13 protein-coding genes are annotated in these 15,368 nt (G+C 45.5%); 12 read left to right on the top strand and 1 reads right to left on the bottom strand.

The annotated features are described in order from the left end of the window. Window positions 1–18: 18 nt before the first annotated feature. Window positions 19–1,197 (bottom strand): MFS transporter, encoded by a 1,179-nt coding sequence (locus WKT17_RS08550; RefSeq protein WP_291681878.1) that lies wholly within the window; start codon window positions 1,195–1,197, stop codon window positions 19–21. A gap of 278 nt (window positions 1,198–1,475) precedes the next feature. Between WKT17_RS08550 and WKT17_RS08555 the strand changes: the two genes are divergently transcribed. The 12 genes from WKT17_RS08555 (at window position 1,476) to WKT17_RS08610 (ending at window position 15,344) form a co-directional block, all read left to right on the top strand. After that, the gene (locus tag WKT17_RS08555) at window positions 1,476–2,771 is read left to right on the top strand and encodes an ABC transporter substrate-binding protein (protein ID WP_173748919.1); all 1,296 of its coding nucleotides are present in this window, start codon (window positions 1,476–1,478) and stop codon (window positions 2,769–2,771) included. A gap of 25 nt (window positions 2,772–2,796) precedes the next feature. Continuing rightward, window positions 2,797–3,699, top strand: coding sequence for a carbohydrate ABC transporter permease (locus WKT17_RS08560; protein WP_291681877.1), 903 nt, complete (start codon window positions 2,797–2,799; stop codon window positions 3,697–3,699). Window positions 3,700–3,711: 12 nt separating this feature from the next. Then, complete coding sequence (locus WKT17_RS08565) at window positions 3,712–4,536, top strand: carbohydrate ABC transporter permease (RefSeq protein WP_173748921.1); 825 nt, start codon at window positions 3,712–3,714, stop codon at window positions 4,534–4,536. Between the two features lie 33 nt (window positions 4,537–4,569). Continuing rightward, on the top strand, window positions 4,570–5,748 hold the full coding sequence (locus WKT17_RS08570) for a glycoside hydrolase family 88 protein (RefSeq protein ID WP_173748922.1): 1,179 nt from the start codon (window positions 4,570–4,572) through the stop codon (window positions 5,746–5,748). An 11-nt stretch (window positions 5,749–5,759) separates the two neighbouring features. Continuing rightward, complete coding sequence (locus WKT17_RS08575) at window positions 5,760–7,139, top strand: sulfatase family protein (RefSeq protein WP_173748923.1); 1,380 nt, start codon at window positions 5,760–5,762, stop codon at window positions 7,137–7,139. 20 nt (window positions 7,140–7,159) lie between these two features. Next, the gene (locus WKT17_RS08580; RefSeq protein WP_291681875.1) at window positions 7,160–8,674 is read left to right on the top strand and encodes a sulfatase-like hydrolase/transferase; all 1,515 of its coding nucleotides are present in this window, start codon (window positions 7,160–7,162) and stop codon (window positions 8,672–8,674) included. A gap of 143 nt (window positions 8,675–8,817) precedes the next feature. Further along, a complete protein-coding gene (locus WKT17_RS08585; RefSeq protein WP_291681874.1) occupies window positions 8,818–10,602 on the top strand; it encodes a sensor histidine kinase in 1,785 nt (594 codons plus the stop codon). A 21-nt stretch (window positions 10,603–10,623) separates the two neighbouring features. Then, complete coding sequence (locus WKT17_RS08590) at window positions 10,624–12,270, top strand: response regulator transcription factor (protein ID WP_173748926.1); 1,647 nt, start codon at window positions 10,624–10,626, stop codon at window positions 12,268–12,270. Window positions 12,271–12,370: 100 nt separating this feature from the next. Next, window positions 12,371–13,651 (top strand): glycoside hydrolase family 125 protein, encoded by a 1,281-nt coding sequence (locus WKT17_RS08595; RefSeq protein ID WP_173748927.1) that lies wholly within the window; start codon window positions 12,371–12,373, stop codon window positions 13,649–13,651. Window positions 13,652–13,681: 30 nt separating this feature from the next. Beyond that, the gene (locus WKT17_RS08600; RefSeq protein WP_319017070.1) at window positions 13,682–13,867 is read left to right on the top strand and encodes a hypothetical protein; all 186 of its coding nucleotides are present in this window, start codon (window positions 13,682–13,684) and stop codon (window positions 13,865–13,867) included. Further along, complete coding sequence (locus tag WKT17_RS08605; RefSeq protein WP_302702871.1) at window positions 13,854–14,081, top strand: glycoside hydrolase family 2 protein; 228 nt, start codon at window positions 13,854–13,856, stop codon at window positions 14,079–14,081. Before WKT17_RS08600 ends, WKT17_RS08605 begins: the two co-directional genes overlap by 14 nt. A gap of 15 nt (window positions 14,082–14,096) precedes the next feature. Beyond that, window positions 14,097–15,344, top strand: coding sequence for an AGE family epimerase/isomerase (locus WKT17_RS08610; RefSeq protein ID WP_330593639.1), 1,248 nt, complete (start codon window positions 14,097–14,099; stop codon window positions 15,342–15,344). Window positions 15,345–15,368 lie beyond the last annotated feature (24 nt).

Consider the following 15,368-nt stretch of genomic DNA (forward strand, 5'->3'; position numbering starts at 1 on the left):
ACCCCTTAACTGCATTTTTTAAAGCGCACTTTTTCTCATTTTTCGTATATGTCTTACCAGCAGAAGAATGCAAACCAGGTCAATGACCACAACTGCAATAATGGACTGCATGCCGTAGTAAATACCGGCAGTTTCTGCAATTTTACCGATAATGGACGGCATGAGAATAGAGCCGAAGCTGGCAAGAGTGAGAATGAAACTCCAGGCCAGAGAATATTTTTGGATAAGGCTTCCAGAAAAGGAAACCGTAGTGGGATAAAGCCCTGCCATACTGAAGCCAAAGCCCATAATTCCCACAAGAATCAGCGGTGTAGTGGAACTGAACAGCAGTAGGATTAAAAATCCCACCAGTCCGAAGCCCATGACAAGCAGCAGCCATTCCTTATGAACTCTAGTGGAAAGCCAAGCCGTTAAAAGGCGGCCGGCTAGAATCATGACCCATAAAAGGCTGGCCGTGACCTGAGAAAGAGATGCGGGCAGCAGTCCGGTATCCTTAAAGTAAGTAATCATCCAGCCAATTACTCCCTGTTCTGCACAGAGATAGAAGAAAAGAGTCAGTGTGCAGAGATAAAACAGCGGTTCTTTGAAAAAAGCAAAATCAGCAGCTTTTTTTATCTGTTCTTCTTTTTTTTCTTTAACAGAATCAGGAATCATAAAATACATGACCCAGCTTAAAACGCCCATAATCAGCATGAAAGAACAGGCGTAAATCCAGTTATCGCTGTTTGTCCGCGTCATGGCAAGCAGCAGAAGCGGGAAAGTAAAGGCGCCGATAGCAAACATGGCATGCAGGCCATTTAAGAGCGATGCCTTACCGGGAGCCAGTTCGTTAATGGAGGTGTTGCAAAAATTACTGGTAGCGCCCCGGGCCATACCGGTGAGGAAAAAGGCCAGTGCCAACATAAAATTATTGTCAGAAAGAAGAATGACCAGGTAGGAAAGGGCAATGAAAGAATTGAAAAAAAGAATGCTTTTCTTTCTTCCCCAGACCTCGGATAAAGCGCCGCAGGCAAAGCTGGAAATCAGATTTCCTACGGAATGAAGGCTGACAATCATACCGCAAAAAGCATAGGCCAGTCCCCGGGAATCCCGGATATAAGGCAGGAGTGAGCCAATGGAGAGTGCAAGCATACCGTTTATGATGAAGACGCCGTAACTGCACAGAAATTGTCTGTTTTGAGTTTTGTCTTGAAACAATGATAAGTCCCCCTCTTTTTAAAATTGAAAATGCAAAATCGAGTATAGTCTAAAACAAATCTGCAGTTTCGTCAATGGAAGAATCCCACTTTGTAATGCGGAAATAGTAACAGAATCTAAAAAAATGACAAGAAAATTTTGCTGCAACCTGCAGAAAGTAACAGAAATAGGAAAATAATTCATTTCAGAAAAAAAGGCTTTCTGTTAATCTATAACTACAAAGAAAACACCCCGTAAAGAGCGGAGAAAAGAATGAAGAGAAAGAAGGAGAGCAGCACATGAAAGCAAGAAAAGCAATGGCAATGGGACTTATCGCGGCGATGTCAGTGGGAATGCTGGCAGGCTGCGGAGGTGAAAAAAAAGAGGACGGAAAGGAAACTGCAGACGGAAAGCAGAAGCTGACCATTTCCACATGGGACAATGACACATCACCGCAGTTCAAAGCGGCGGTAGAGGTATTTCAGGAAAAATACCCGGATGTAGAAATTGAATACATTGACACAGCGGCCAATGAATACAACAACAAATTGACGGTTATGCTGGCTGGCGGTGACCCGGACCCGGATGTTATCTTCGTAAAAGATATGGGGACACAGTTGAGTATGCAGCAGAAAGGACAGATTGCCTGTCTGGATGAATACATAGAAAAAGATAAGCTGGACTTATCTGTTTACAACGGAACAGCAGAGGATTTACAGATTGATGGTTCCTCCTACACACTGCCTTACCGCTCGGACTGGTATGTTCTGTATTACAACAAAGACTTATTTGACAAAGCAGGCGTTCCTTATCCAAGCAATGATATGACCTGGGATGAATACGAAGAACTGGCGAGAAAGATGACCTCCGGAGAAGGCAATGACAAGATTTACGGAACACACAACCACAACTGGATGGCGCTGGTATGCAACTGGGCTATTCAGGACGGAAAGAATACACTGGTATCCGATGACTACAGCTTCCTGAAACCTGCTTATGAACAGGCTCTTCGCATGCAGGAGGATGGCATCATTCAGGATTACGCAACTATTAAAACAGGTAATTTACATTATTCCAGCGTTTTTGAGCAGCAGCAGTGTGCAATGATGCCCATGGGAACCTGGTTTATTGCAAACCTTCTCCAGGCACAGAATGCAGGAGAACTTGGATTTAACTGGGGATTCGCAACCATTCCGCATCCGGAGGGCGTAGAGGCAGGCAACAGCGTTGGCGCGGTAACACCGGTGGCTATCAATGCAAATTCTGACCAGAAAGATTTGGCATGGGAATTCATCAAATGTGCAACCAGCGAAGAAACAGCAGAAAAGCTGGCAGAACAGGGTATCCTGACCGTTATTCAGAATGACACCATTATGAACAAAGTCACATCTGTGGAAGGTTTTCCGGAAGGCTGTGCAGAAGCACTGGAATTAAAGGGAATGGTATTTGACAGACCACTGGACAAAAACATTGAAAAAATTCGTAAAGCAGTGGAAGAAGAACATGACCTGATTATGATTGGCGAGGAAAGTATTGACGACGGAATCAAGAATATGACAGAACGCGTTAAGGAAATACGGGAGGCCAATCCGTAAGGAAGAAAGACAGGAGAAAAAGGATATGGCATTAACACCGAAACAAAAAAGAGTTGTAAAAAATAATCTGATTGGATATTCATTTATCCTGCCAAACTTTATCGGATATTTTCTGTTCATCTTTATTCCGGTAGTATTTTCCTTTGTATTAAGTGTCATGAAGTGGAACGGTTCTGCAAATACACCTATGGAATTTGTGGGATTTGATAACTTTGTGAGACTCATGGGAGATTCTACCTTTAAGATGTCCGTGGGACACACCTTTTATTATGCGGTTTTCACCGTGCCGCTGACGGTTGCGGCAGCACTTCTTATCGCAGTGCTTCTGAACAGTAAGATTAAAGGAATTGTGGTTTACCGTACTGCATTTTTCTTCCCTTATATCGCTTCCCTGGTTGCGGTAGGAGCTGTGTGGAACATGCTTTTTATGAAAGATGTGGGACCGATTAATGAATTTTTAAGAGCCATTGGTATTTCCAATCCTCCGGGATGGGTGGCATCTGTGAAATGGGCCATGCCTGCCATTATTATTGTCAGTGTATGGAAATACATGGGCTATTACATGATTGTATATCTGGCAGCTTTGCAGGGGATTTCTAAAGAACTTTATGAGGCGGCAAGTCTGGACGGGGCCACCGGATGGAAAAAACTGAGATACATCACCATCCCCATGCTGAAGCCCACAACTTTCTTTGTTGTTATTATGCTGACCATTCAGTGCTTTAAGGTATTTGACCTGATTTATATTATGACAGGCGGAGGACCCGGCCGTGCAACCCAGGTTATGGTAAACCATATTTACGATGCAGCGTTTACCAACTTTGAATTTGGCTATGCAAGCGCAAGCGCCATTGTTCTCTTTGTCATTGTACTGGTGATTACGCTGATTCAGTTTAAGGGCGAGAAGAAATTTACGGAATGGATGTAAAGGGGTGACAATATGAAAGCAGAAAAGAGAAAAAAGATATTTATTTATATAGGCTTGACTTTCCTGGCCGTGCTCATGGCAGTTCCTTTTTACTGGATGTTGATTTCTTCCGTGAAGCTGAATAAAGATGTGTTCAGTATTCCCATGGAATGGATTCCCAGAAGCTTCCATTTCGAGAATTACCAGGAAATCTGGGAAAAGATTCCGCTTCTGACTTTTTTCAAAAACAGCACGAAGCTGACGGTAATTACCACCATTATCCAGCTGGCTACCAGTTGTTTTGCAGCTTACGGTTTTGCAAAAATGGAGTTTAAGGGAAGAGATTTCCTGTTCCTGGCTTATGTCACCACGATTGCAGTTCCATGGCAGGTATACATGGTGCCTCAGTTTACTATGATGTCCAAATTCGGTTTAAACAACACCCATGTGGGACTGATTATGCTTCATGCGTTCAGTGCGTTCGGCGTGTTCTTAATGCGGCAGTTTTTCTTAAGTGTGCCGAAAGAACTGTCAGAAGCAGCGAGAATTGACGGATTGGGCGAGTACGGTATCTTTGCCAGAGTTGTGCTTCCTCTGGCGAAGCCGGGAATTGCAACTCTGACCATCTTTACTTTCGTAAACGTATGGAATGACTTTATGGGACCTTTGATTTATTTAAACAGCACGGAACTGAAAACCATTCAGCTGGGTATTCGTATGTTTATTTCCCAGTATGCAGCAGACTATGCGTTGATTATGGCAGCGTCTGTATGTGCGCTGATTCCGGTAGTGATTATTTTTATCGCTTGTCAGAAGTTCTTTGTAGAAGGTGTTGCGGCAAGCGGTATCAAAGGCTGATATTTGTAAGATTAGGAAAATGGGAGGACAAGTATGGCACAGACATTTGAAACCCTTAGAAAGTATCCGGGGACTTCGGAAAAAATGCTTCAAAAGGCAATCGAGCAGGCGACCAAAATTGTAAAGGGCAATCTGGGGGATTTTACAGAGTCCTTCCAGTCTCCCAATACGGAAAACGGTTTCTACTGGCCTACGGAAAATGTAGAGTGGACCACAGGATTTTGGACCGGTGTTGTATGGCTGGCGTATGAACTGACAAAGGACGAGGCTTTCCGAAAAACAGGGGAAATCCATGTGGAGAGTTTTCTGAATCGTATAGAAAAGAAAATTGACGTGAATTATCACGATATGGGATTTTTATACAGCCTTTCCTGTGTTGCGGCATACAAACTCTGCGGCAATGAAAAGGGCAGGAAGGCTGCTGTTATGGCGGCAGACCACCTTTTGACCAGATACAGGGAAAAGGGAGAATTTATTCAGGCATGGGGCAATGTGGGGGACCCCGGGGACTATCGGCTGATTATTGACTGCCTGTTAAATCTGCCTCTTTTGTACTGGGCAACAGAGGTTACAGGAAATCCGGAATATGCGGACAAGGCCTGCCGTCATATGCATACAGCCATGCAGTGTGTGTTGAGAGAAGACCATTCTACTTACCACACTTATTATATGGACCCGGAGACCGGGAAACCTTCTTACGGAGTCACCCATCAGGGAAACAGAAATGGTTCTGCGTGGGCAAGAGGTCAGGCCTGGGGTGTGTATGGCGTTGCGCTCAGTTACCGTTACCAGCAGAAACCGGAATATATTCAAATGTTTCGGGATGTGACAGATTACTTTATTGCGCATCTGCCGGAGGATTTGGTTCCCTATTGGGATTTTGATTTTGACACAGGCAGTACAGAGCCAAGAGATTCTTCTTCTTCTGCTATTGTCATCTGCGGTATTTATGAAATGCTGCCTCACCTGGAGAAAGAGGAGGCAGAGAGATACCGCATGGCAGCGGACAAAATGCTGTGTGCGTTGATAGAAAAATGTGCGGTAAAGCACAGGACAGAGTCTAACGGACTTCTGCTTCACGGTACTTATGCCAGAAGCTCCGAGGAGAATACCTGTAAGAACCGGGGTGTAGATGAATGCAATACCTGGGGAGATTATTTCTATCTGGAGGCTTTGCGGAGAAGACAGGGTGAGTGGAACCCTTATTGGTAGGAGGCAGAAAGGTGAAGAAAAAACCGAATTTACTATATGTTTTTTTGGACCAGTGGAGATATCATGCGATGGAATGCACGGGGGAAGACCCTGTGCATACTCCGCATATGGATACTTTTGCAAAAGAGAGTCTGGACTGCAGGGAGGCGGTAAGTACCTTTCCTCTGTGCTCCCCGCACAGAGCTTCGCTTCTGACAGGAAAGTATCCTTTTAGCCTGGGCATGTGGACCAACTGTAAAATCGGACTCAGCGAGGTGCTCATGCTGCGTCCCCAGGAAACCTGCATTGGAAACGTATTGAAAGAAAATGGATACCATACCGGATATATCGGAAAATGGCATTTGGACGCAGCGGAACAGAACTTTCAGCAAAATCCGGTTTCCGGGGCAAGGGACTGGGACGCTTATACGCCGCCGGGCGAGCGAAGACAAGGCTTTGATTACTGGCTTTCCTATGGGGCCTGCGACAATCATTTAGATCCCCACTACTGGGCAGATACGCCCAGGCAGATAAAACCTGGCTGCTGGTCACCGGAATTTGAGACAGACAAGGCGCTGGAATATATGGAGGAACAAAAGGGAGAAGAGGAGCCGTTTGCACTTTTTGTATCTTATAATCCCCCCCATCTTCCTTATGAATTGGTTCCGGATAAGTATTATAAGCAATATGAGAATATGCCGGTTCACTTCCGGAAAAATGTGCCACCGGAAAAGCGGACACCGGAAATGGAAACCATTACCAGACAGTATTTTGCAGCAATAACCGGGGTGGATGAGCAGTTTGGCAGAATTTTACAGTATTTAAGGGACCATCATCTGGAAGAGGATACTTTGGTGGTGCTTTCAGCAGACCATGGAGAAATGTTGGGGTCCCATGGACGTATGAGCAAAAATGTGTGGTATGAGGAATCCATTCATATTCCGTTGTACATACGGCAGAAGGGACAGGTTCCTTTGGGAGTGTATAAGGAACTGCTGGCAAGTCCGGACCATATGCCGACGCTTTTGGGGCTTCTGGATATTCCTGTGCCGGATACCTGCCAGGGCTTTAATCATGCGCCATGCATACGCGGGGAAGCAGATAATGCACCCAAACAGGCATTTTTGTGTTCTTATCCCGGAATGCCGGAAATGGTGGCAGCTTATGAAAAGAAGGGAAGGAACAGCAAATGCTACGGATGGAGAGGTATTCGTACCCAACGGTATACGTATGTAGTGAATAATGGTTATACGCCGGGGGAAAGGCAAGTACGTCTTCTCTATGACAATGAGAAAGACCCTTATCAGATGTCTCCTCTGGTGATTACGGAACTCAATCAGGATCTGGTGCAGGAATACGAAGCAAGGCTGCGGGAATATCTGGATATGCAGCAAGACCCGTTTCTTTTATAGAGCAGGGGACAGGAGGAAGTATGAGCAGGAAAAAACAGGTGATTTTTATTATGACAGACACCCAGAGGACGGATATGCTGGGCTGTTACGGCAATGAACGCATGATAACGCCTAATCTGGACAGGCTGGCCAGAGAAGGAATCCGCTACGACAAGGCATATACCACACAGCCGGTATGTCAGCCGGCCAGAGCGGCAATTTTTACGGGAAGCTACCCACATTCCTGCGCGGGGTGGTCAAATTGTATGGGATTGTCGGACAATGTGCCGAATATCGGACAGAGGCTGAGCGACGCGGGAATTCATACCGCTTATGTGGGAAAATGGCATTTGGACGGGGGAGATTATTTCGGGCTGGGCAGATGCGCCAAAGGCTGGGATGAGGATTACTGGTATGATATGCGGTGCTTTCTGGAAGAACTGACCCCGGAAGAACGATATCGTATCCGGCAGATGGAAAGCATTGAGAAATATAATATTACGGAAGATATGACGTATGGACACCGGTGTGCAGACCGGGCTGTGGATTTTATAGAGAAACACAGGGATGAAAATTATTTTCTGGTGGTTTCTCTGGACGAACCACACGGGCCCCACATCTGTCCGAAGAAATATGTGGATTTATATGAAGACTATGAGGTTCCCATAAAGGAAAATATGAAGGACACTCTGGAGAATAAGCCGGAACATCACAGAATCTGGGCCGGGGAGGAGTATCTGAAGGCCTGCAGGGAAGACTTTTCTTTGAAGCCAAAGGAATTTCTGGGCTGCAATACTTTTGCAGACTATGAAATCGGAAGAGTGATAGACGCGGCAGAACAGCAGGAGGACGCGCCCATTATCATTTACACCTCGGATCACGGAGATATGATGTATGCCCATTCCCTTACAGGAAAAGGCCCGGCGCTGTATGAGGAGATTGTACATATTCCTTTGATTATCCGGGGGCTGGGACAGGGTGTAGATACCAATCCGGTTTCTCATATCAATCTGGCGCCCACTATTTTTGACATCTTCGGTGTGCCCATTCCGAAAATGTTTGAGGGCAGAAGTATCTGGCAGGAAGTTCTGAATCCGCAGGCTCGCTGCAACGATTATGTGTTTATGGAATTTGGAAGATATGAGGTTGACCATGACGGCTTCGGCGGTTATCAGCCGCTGCGGGGTGTTTATGACGGCAGATACAAAATGGTGCTGAATCTCATGACCAGTGATGAACTGTATGATTTGGAAAAAGACCCCCAGGAAATGGTAAACCTGATTGAAAAACCTGAGTATGAGGAAGTGAAGAAACGGCTTCATCAGGCAATCCTGGACAATATGTATGAAACCAGGGATCCGTTCCGGGGATATTATTGGGAGGACAGGCCGTGGAACCGGAGAACGGAATTTAAGACCTGGGACAGCAGGCTCATGACCAGACAGCGGGAAAATGAGGAATATGAACCAAGACAGCTGGACTACGGCACCGGACTGCCTATGACTGCGGCAGTAAGGAAAAAAGGGGAATCGGACGCAAAATTTGCAGAAAAATAGAGTGAAAGAGACAGGGGACTGCAGGAGAAGGGCAGTGTCCTGTCTTTCGCATACCTGGAAGAAAGAGGCAGTTTCTTCTTGTAGAGAGAAAAGAGAATGAGTATAATGAAAGGCAGAGATGTATCGTGTTGGGGGACGCCAAAATGAAGAATAAAAAAATATGGAAAACACTCCAGGGAAGGATTATCATGTACAATCTGAGTATTGTGATTCTGGTGGCCTTCATTGGAAGTATGGGAACTTATCACAGTTCGTTTAAGCGCTCTTTGGAAATGACGGAGCAGACCATGGAGAATGATATCGAGGGTATTTCAGAAAATTTTTTTGTGGCCTATGAAGAAATGATGAATATTATTCTGAACTGTACGGGTCGAAGTTCTATGAATTACGGCAGCCTGGATTTTGCAGACCAGCCTTCCGCCAAGAAGCAGGCGCTGATAAACAGTACACTTATGAGTGACTACTGTGCCATTTCCGGATACGGTTCTTATATTAATAAACTGATGATTCTGGACAAAAACGGAAATGCCATACAGTCCGGCAGCAGTCCGGGGAGCAAGGATGACGTAAAACAATTACTGGAGACAGACTGGTTTTGGCAGGAAGCGGAAAAGTCGGCGGATGAATACCGTCTGAAAGTAGTGGACAACCCCTTTTTTCAGGGGAAAGGGGAGATGTTGATTCCAATCGTCCGTCCTTTGGACGTAGCAGGCAGCAACAGCAAGGAGGGATGGGGATTTCTGGGATTTTCCACCAAGTTGTTTGAAAAAGAACTGAAAAAGGCAGACCATGGGGACACTCTGGTGGTTGCTGTGGAAGACGGGACCGTTATCGCAGCTGCCAATGAGGAAAAATTTCAGAAAAAGGATTTGCAGGAAATGACAAAAAATCTGTTGGAAGCAGAGACCTCCGGCGGCATTGAAAAGAAGAAGCTGCAGGGAGAAGCATGTCTGGTAGCCTGGTCTAAAAATTCTATGAGCGGTATTCTGGTTTACGAAATTATGCCAATCAGTTCTATTAAAAACGAGAAAATGCTGATTCTAAACCTGGCTGTTTTCATGTTTATCAGTTGTCTGCTGGTGGGAATGGGGATGTCGGTGCTGTTTTCCAACCGGCTGCGAAAACCAGTGGCGCTTTTGAGCGAGCAGGCAAGAAAAATCGGAAACGGAGATTTTTCCTGTAACCCACAGATTGAGAGTGAAGACGAATTGGGGGAAATCGGCCGGGGTATGAATAAAATGAGCAGGAAAATTGCCCAGCTTCTGGATAAAAGTGTGGAAGATGAGCGGGAGAAGAAGAATCTGGAAATTAAGATGCTGCAGGCTCAGATAAATCCACATTTTTTGTATAATACCCTGGATTCCATTCGGTGGATTGCCGTGATACAGAAAAATACCAGCATTGTGAAAATGGTTGCAGCCCTGTCCGGACTTCTGAAAAATATGGCAAAAGGTTTTAATGAGAAAGTGACTTTGCGGGAAGAACTGAAGTTTCTGGAGGATTACATTACCATTGAAAAAATGCGTTATATGGAAATGTTTGATGTAGAGACCCAGGTGGAAAAAGAAGAGCTGTACGAGGCAAAAATCATTAAGCTGACCTTGCAGCCACTGGTGGAGAATGCGATTTTTTCGGGAATTGAGCCGGGAGGAAAGAACGGAAATATCCGTATTCATATCTGGCAGGAAGAGAACCGGCTTTGCGTCAGTGTAAGAGATGACGGCGTAGGAATGACGGAAGAGAAAATCCGGGAGATTATGGAAAACCCGCAAAAGCGCAAAGGTGACACGATGAGCGGCATCGGTCTTCCTAATGTGGACCAGAGAATTAAGCTGGTCTATGGGGAAAGCTATGGGATTCATATTCGCAGCCGGGTGGGGGAATACACAGAAATTCTGGTGACTTTACCCATAGAATATGGAAAATAAATAAAAAAGAGGATGGAGAAGATGTATCGTATTTTACTTGTGGACGATGAACCGTTAATACTGGCAGGGATTGCGTCTATGATGGAGTGGGGAGATTATGACTGTGTGGTTGCGGATAAGGCAACCAACGGAAGTCAGGCATTGGAAAAGATAGAAGAAATCCAGCCGGATATTGTGATTACGGATATTAAGATGCCGGCCATGAATGGACTGGAATTTATGGAGGAGTGCAGAAACCGGGGATATCAGGGGGAATTTATCCTGCTGACCAACCTGGAAGAATTTTCTCTGGCACAGAGAGCCCTGCGTCTGGGGGCCTTGGATTATCTGGTGAAAATAGAAATTACACCGGAAATCCTTGGAGAGAGTCTGCAAAAAGCCACTGCGATATGTCGGGAAAAGCAGGAAGCAGAGGGCAGTCCGGTTATTCAGGAAGTATTGCAAAAAAACGCAGAGGAGATTACAAAAAAATTCTTCGGGGAAATTTTGGAAAATAAGAGGGAAGATTGTGGAAAACTGCGGGAAAAATGGGAGAAAGAAGTAGAAAGACTGGGATTGGAAAAACTATATGAAAGTCCGGTGCTTGTGTGGATTCGCCCCTATCAGCAGGAAACCCATTTGTTCCAGAAGACAGAGGCAGCAGAGCAAAAGGAAATTATGGAATATGCGTCCAGTCTTTTAAAACAGTTTATGGACCGTATCAGCCCGGTTTACTGTATGATGAACTGGGAGAGAAGGGGAATTCTGGCTGTATTTCCACAAAAAGAACTGCCGGATTCTTTTTCTGCCCTTGGAAATAAGATTTTGACTATTTTTCAGAATTATTTCGGAAATCCGGCTTTTGTGGCGGTCAGTACACCGGCAGAGAATATCTGGGAAGGCTTTGGCCGTGGGGTTCATCAGATAAGAACTCTGGAGGAATATTATTATTACCACAGTGAAACTCCCATTTTGTGTGCCGGGGATTTTCATCCTGAAGACCTGGAAAAGAACCATTCCAGGCACGAGGTTTTTGACATCAGCTTTCTGAAAAAGGATTTGCAGCAGGCCCTGATTGTGCAGGACAGGGAAAAGGTGGAACGGGTTTTTTCGGAAGTGGCAGAACTTTTTTTGGAATACCAGCCGGCAAGAGCACAGGTCATTGATGCCTGTATGAATCTGTACTATTTCTTTTTCTCTTATGCAGAGGGGGAGAAGCCAGGAGAGGAAAGGGGCTTTCCCTATCCTTCGGAGATTGTAGAACGGCTGGGCGCCTGTTTTACCTTAGAGGAGAATATTCGCTGGCTGCAGGAACTGGGAAATTGGATTGGCAGCAGGATGGAAAGCCTTAAGGGCGGCAGCAAGACGGAGAAAATCGTTGCCTCTGTGAAAAAATATGTACAGGAAAATTATAAAGAAAAGCTGACTCTTGCTATGATTGCCAATGCCATCGGCATCAGTCAGGGGTATCTGAGCAGTGTGTTTAAAAAGCAGACGGGCAGCAATCTGAATGATTATGTCAATCAGGTGAAAATCGAAAAAGCCAGGGAGCTTCTGGGGCTGCATGAATATATGATGTATGAAATTTCGGATATGTTGGGATTTGAAAATCCTTATTACTTCAGCAAGGTTTTTAAAAAGATTATGGGAATGACGCCCAGCGAATATGAAATGACAAGAAAAAATTAGAGGATATCTGGGAAAATTCCACTATTTTTTTCAAAAAAAGTCTGCTAGAATATTCCAAAGAAAATTTACTTTCCAATTATATTGATATGGAGGACAAATCATGAGCATACAGGAAACCATGGATGATTTTTTAGAAATGTTAAAAGAGCAGACAAAGGAATGTCCGCATCTTATGGAACTTTTCACTACCTGCTACACCAACACACTGGATACCACGGTAAAGAGAATGGAAAACAATACCACCCATGTCATTACCGGGGATATTCCTGCCATGTGGCTGCGGGATTCCGCTGCCCAGCTGCGTCCGTACATCTTTCTGGCGAAGGAAAATGAAGAGGTGCGGGAATTGATAGCAGGTCTGGTAAGACGGCAGTTTTTCTGTATATGCATAGACGAGTATGCCAATGCCTTTAACGATTCTCCAAGCGGAGCCTGCTGGGAAAAAGATGACCCCAACCAGAATCCCTGGGTTTGGGAACGAAAATTTGAGGTGGATTCTCTGTGCTATCCCATTCAGCTTGCGTACCTCTTATGGAAGAATACAGGCTGCACCACCCAGTTTAACGAGGATTTCCAAAGCGGGGTACAGAAGATTTTAGAGGTGTTCCGAACCGAGCAGCACCATGAGGAAAAATCCTCTTACCGCTTCTGCCGCCATAACGGTTATTACCGGGATACCCTTTCCAGAGATGGAAAAGGTGCGCTGGTAAAATCCGGTACGGGCCTGATTTGGTCCGGTTTTCGTCCCAGTGATGACGCCTGCACTTACGGGTACCTGATTCCTTCCAACATGTTCGCCGTAACCGTGCTGGGATATCTGGAGAAAATTGAGCGGAAGATTTATGGCAATGGGGAAATTGCAGAGGCGGCAAAGGCTTTGAAAGAGGAAGTACATACCGCCATTGAAACCATTGGAAAGACTTTTACCGAAGAGTTTGGCATGGTCTACGCCTATGAAACGGACGGATTCGGCATGTACAATTTAATGGACGATGCCAATGTGCCAAGCCTTCTGGCCATGAATTACCTGGGTTATCCGTCAGATAAGGAAGTCGAAGCCAACACCAGAAGACTGCTTTTAAGCGAAGCCAATCCTTTTTACTTCAAGGGCGCAAAAGCGGCAGGGATAGGAAGTCCCCATACTCCGTCCAACTACATCTGGCACATTGCCATGGCGGTGCAGGGGCTGACCACCGGGGACAGAGAAGAAAAGAGAAGAATTCTGGAAAACATGGCTGCTACCACAGGAGGAAAAGGCGTGATGCATGAGGGCTTCTGCTGCGAGGATGACACCCGGTATACCAGAGAGTGGTTCTCCTGGGCCAATGCCATGTATGCAGAATTATTCTTGAATTATCTGGGGTATACACTGGACAAATAGAATTATGCAAAGCGTTTCTTTGCGCCTGTGATGATTTCCTGCCAGGAAGAAAGCTGGCTGACCCAGGAAGCCAACATGAACCGCCAGCATTTTGCATTTGAGAAATCTATTACCCTAAATGTGACAAATGAGACTTTAAAAGACAGAGAAATTTTGGTAAAATGGTATCTGCGGAACGCGAAGGCAGAAATTTTGGAAGCCCATGAAATACTTTAAATATGAAAATCCAAATCTCCGTTACAAAGTGGAGGGGAATACCATTACCGTGTGGGCGGATGCCTATGCAAAGAGTGTGGAAATCTTAGATGAGAATGAGGATATGGTGCTGTCCGACAATTATTTTGATTTGCACGGGGACAGCAGAACCGTGGAAGTTTTAAGAGGTGTGCCTGAGAATATCAGAGTCCGCAGCGTTTATGACATTCGATAGAGGAGGATAACAGCAATGGGTGAAATGAGTAAAAAATATTTGATTGATACGGAGGAAAACAGACAGTTTTTAAAAGAAATCAATGAGAATTTATTGAGTTTCGGACATAAATTCCCGTCTCCGGGAGGAAGCTCTTACTATCTGGGCGAGGACGGAACTCCCTGGAAGGAGAGAAACCGTGAAACCTGGATTACTTCCCGTATGGCTCATGTGTACAGCATCGGAACTTTTCTGGGACATGAAGGCAGCAAAGAACTGGCAGCCGCAGCCATCAAAGGTTTAAGAGGAGAGCTTCACGATGATAAAAACGGCGGCTGGTATGCAGGACTTACCGCAGACAATGAAATTGTGCCGAATAAACAGTGCTATGCACATGCATTCGTTATTCTGGCCGCTTCTTCTGCCGTACTGGCAGGGGTAGAAGGTGCTCAGGAACTTTTAGAAGACGCTTTGAAACTCTATGACCTGCGTTTCTGGAACGAAGAGGAAGGTCTTTCCTGTGACACCTGGAACACAGAGTTTACCGTATTGGATGACTATCGCGGTTTAAATGCCAATATGCACACCGTAGAGGCATTCCTGGCAGCAGCAGACGTGACAGGAGATGAAAAATACCGCAAAAGAGCAGGACGTATCATTGACCATGTGCTGGTATGGGCATCAGATAACAACTGGAGAATCCCGGAACACTTTACAAAAGAGTGGGTGGCAGATTTGGAATGCAACAAAGAACAGCCGGCAGACCAGTTCAAACCATACGGCGCTACACCGGGACACGGCATTGAATGGGCAAGGCTGATTACCCAGTGGGCTTTATCTGCACACAAGGACAACAAAGAAGGCGCTGCAAAATACATCGAAGCGGCAGAAAATCTCTTTAACCGCGCAGTGGAAGACGCATGGAATGCAGACGGGGCGCCGGGTATCGTATACACCACAGACTGGGAAGGCAAGCCGGTGGTACACGACAGAATGCACTGGACACTGGCCGAGGCCATTAACACCTCCGCAGTGCTGTACCATGTGACAAAGAAAGAAAAATACGGCGAAGACTATACAGAGTTTATGAAATATCTGGACGAAAAAGTGTTGGATCATGTAAACGGTTCCTGGTTCCATCAGATGAATGAGAAGAATGAAGTCATTGGAACCGTATGGCCGGGCAAATCCGATATTTATCATGCCCTGCAGGCAACCCTGATTCCTTATCATACACCGGAACTGTCCATTGCTCCGGCGGTGAAGGCTGGGATGCAGATTTAGGCCGGTTTTGTTTAATTTTATAAA

It is taken from the genome of Blautia sp. HCN-20427 (genome assembly GCF_037890365.1).
Lineage (GTDB): Bacteria > Bacillota > Clostridia > Lachnospirales > Lachnospiraceae > Blautia.

Excerpts from the sequence above, each read along its gene's own strand:
- WKT17_RS08555 (WP_173748919.1), top strand. The coding sequence starts at position 1,476 with ATGAAAGCAAGAAAAGCAATGGCAATGGGACTTATCGCGGCGATGTCA.
- WKT17_RS08560 (WP_291681877.1), top strand. The coding sequence starts at position 2,797 with ATGGCATTAACACCGAAACAAAAAAGAGTTGTAAAAAATAATCTGATT.
- WKT17_RS08565 (WP_173748921.1), top strand. The coding sequence starts at position 3,712 with ATGAAAGCAGAAAAGAGAAAAAAGATATTTATTTATATAGGCTTGACT.
- WKT17_RS08570 (WP_173748922.1), top strand. The coding sequence starts at position 4,570 with ATGGCACAGACATTTGAAACCCTTAGAAAGTATCCGGGGACTTCGGAA.
- WKT17_RS08580 (WP_291681875.1), top strand. The coding sequence starts at position 7,160 with ATGAGCAGGAAAAAACAGGTGATTTTTATTATGACAGACACCCAGAGG.
- WKT17_RS08585 (WP_291681874.1), top strand. The coding sequence starts at position 8,818 with ATGAAGAATAAAAAAATATGGAAAACACTCCAGGGAAGGATTATCATG.
- WKT17_RS08590 (WP_173748926.1), top strand. The coding sequence starts at position 10,624 with ATGTATCGTATTTTACTTGTGGACGATGAACCGTTAATACTGGCAGGG.
- WKT17_RS08595 (WP_173748927.1), top strand. The coding sequence starts at position 12,371 with ATGAGCATACAGGAAACCATGGATGATTTTTTAGAAATGTTAAAAGAG.
- WKT17_RS08600 (WP_319017070.1), top strand. The coding sequence starts at position 13,682 with ATGATTTCCTGCCAGGAAGAAAGCTGGCTGACCCAGGAAGCCAACATG.
- WKT17_RS08605 (WP_302702871.1), top strand. The coding sequence starts at position 13,854 with ATGAAATACTTTAAATATGAAAATCCAAATCTCCGTTACAAAGTGGAG.
- WKT17_RS08610 (WP_330593639.1), top strand. The coding sequence starts at position 14,097 with ATGGGTGAAATGAGTAAAAAATATTTGATTGATACGGAGGAAAACAGA.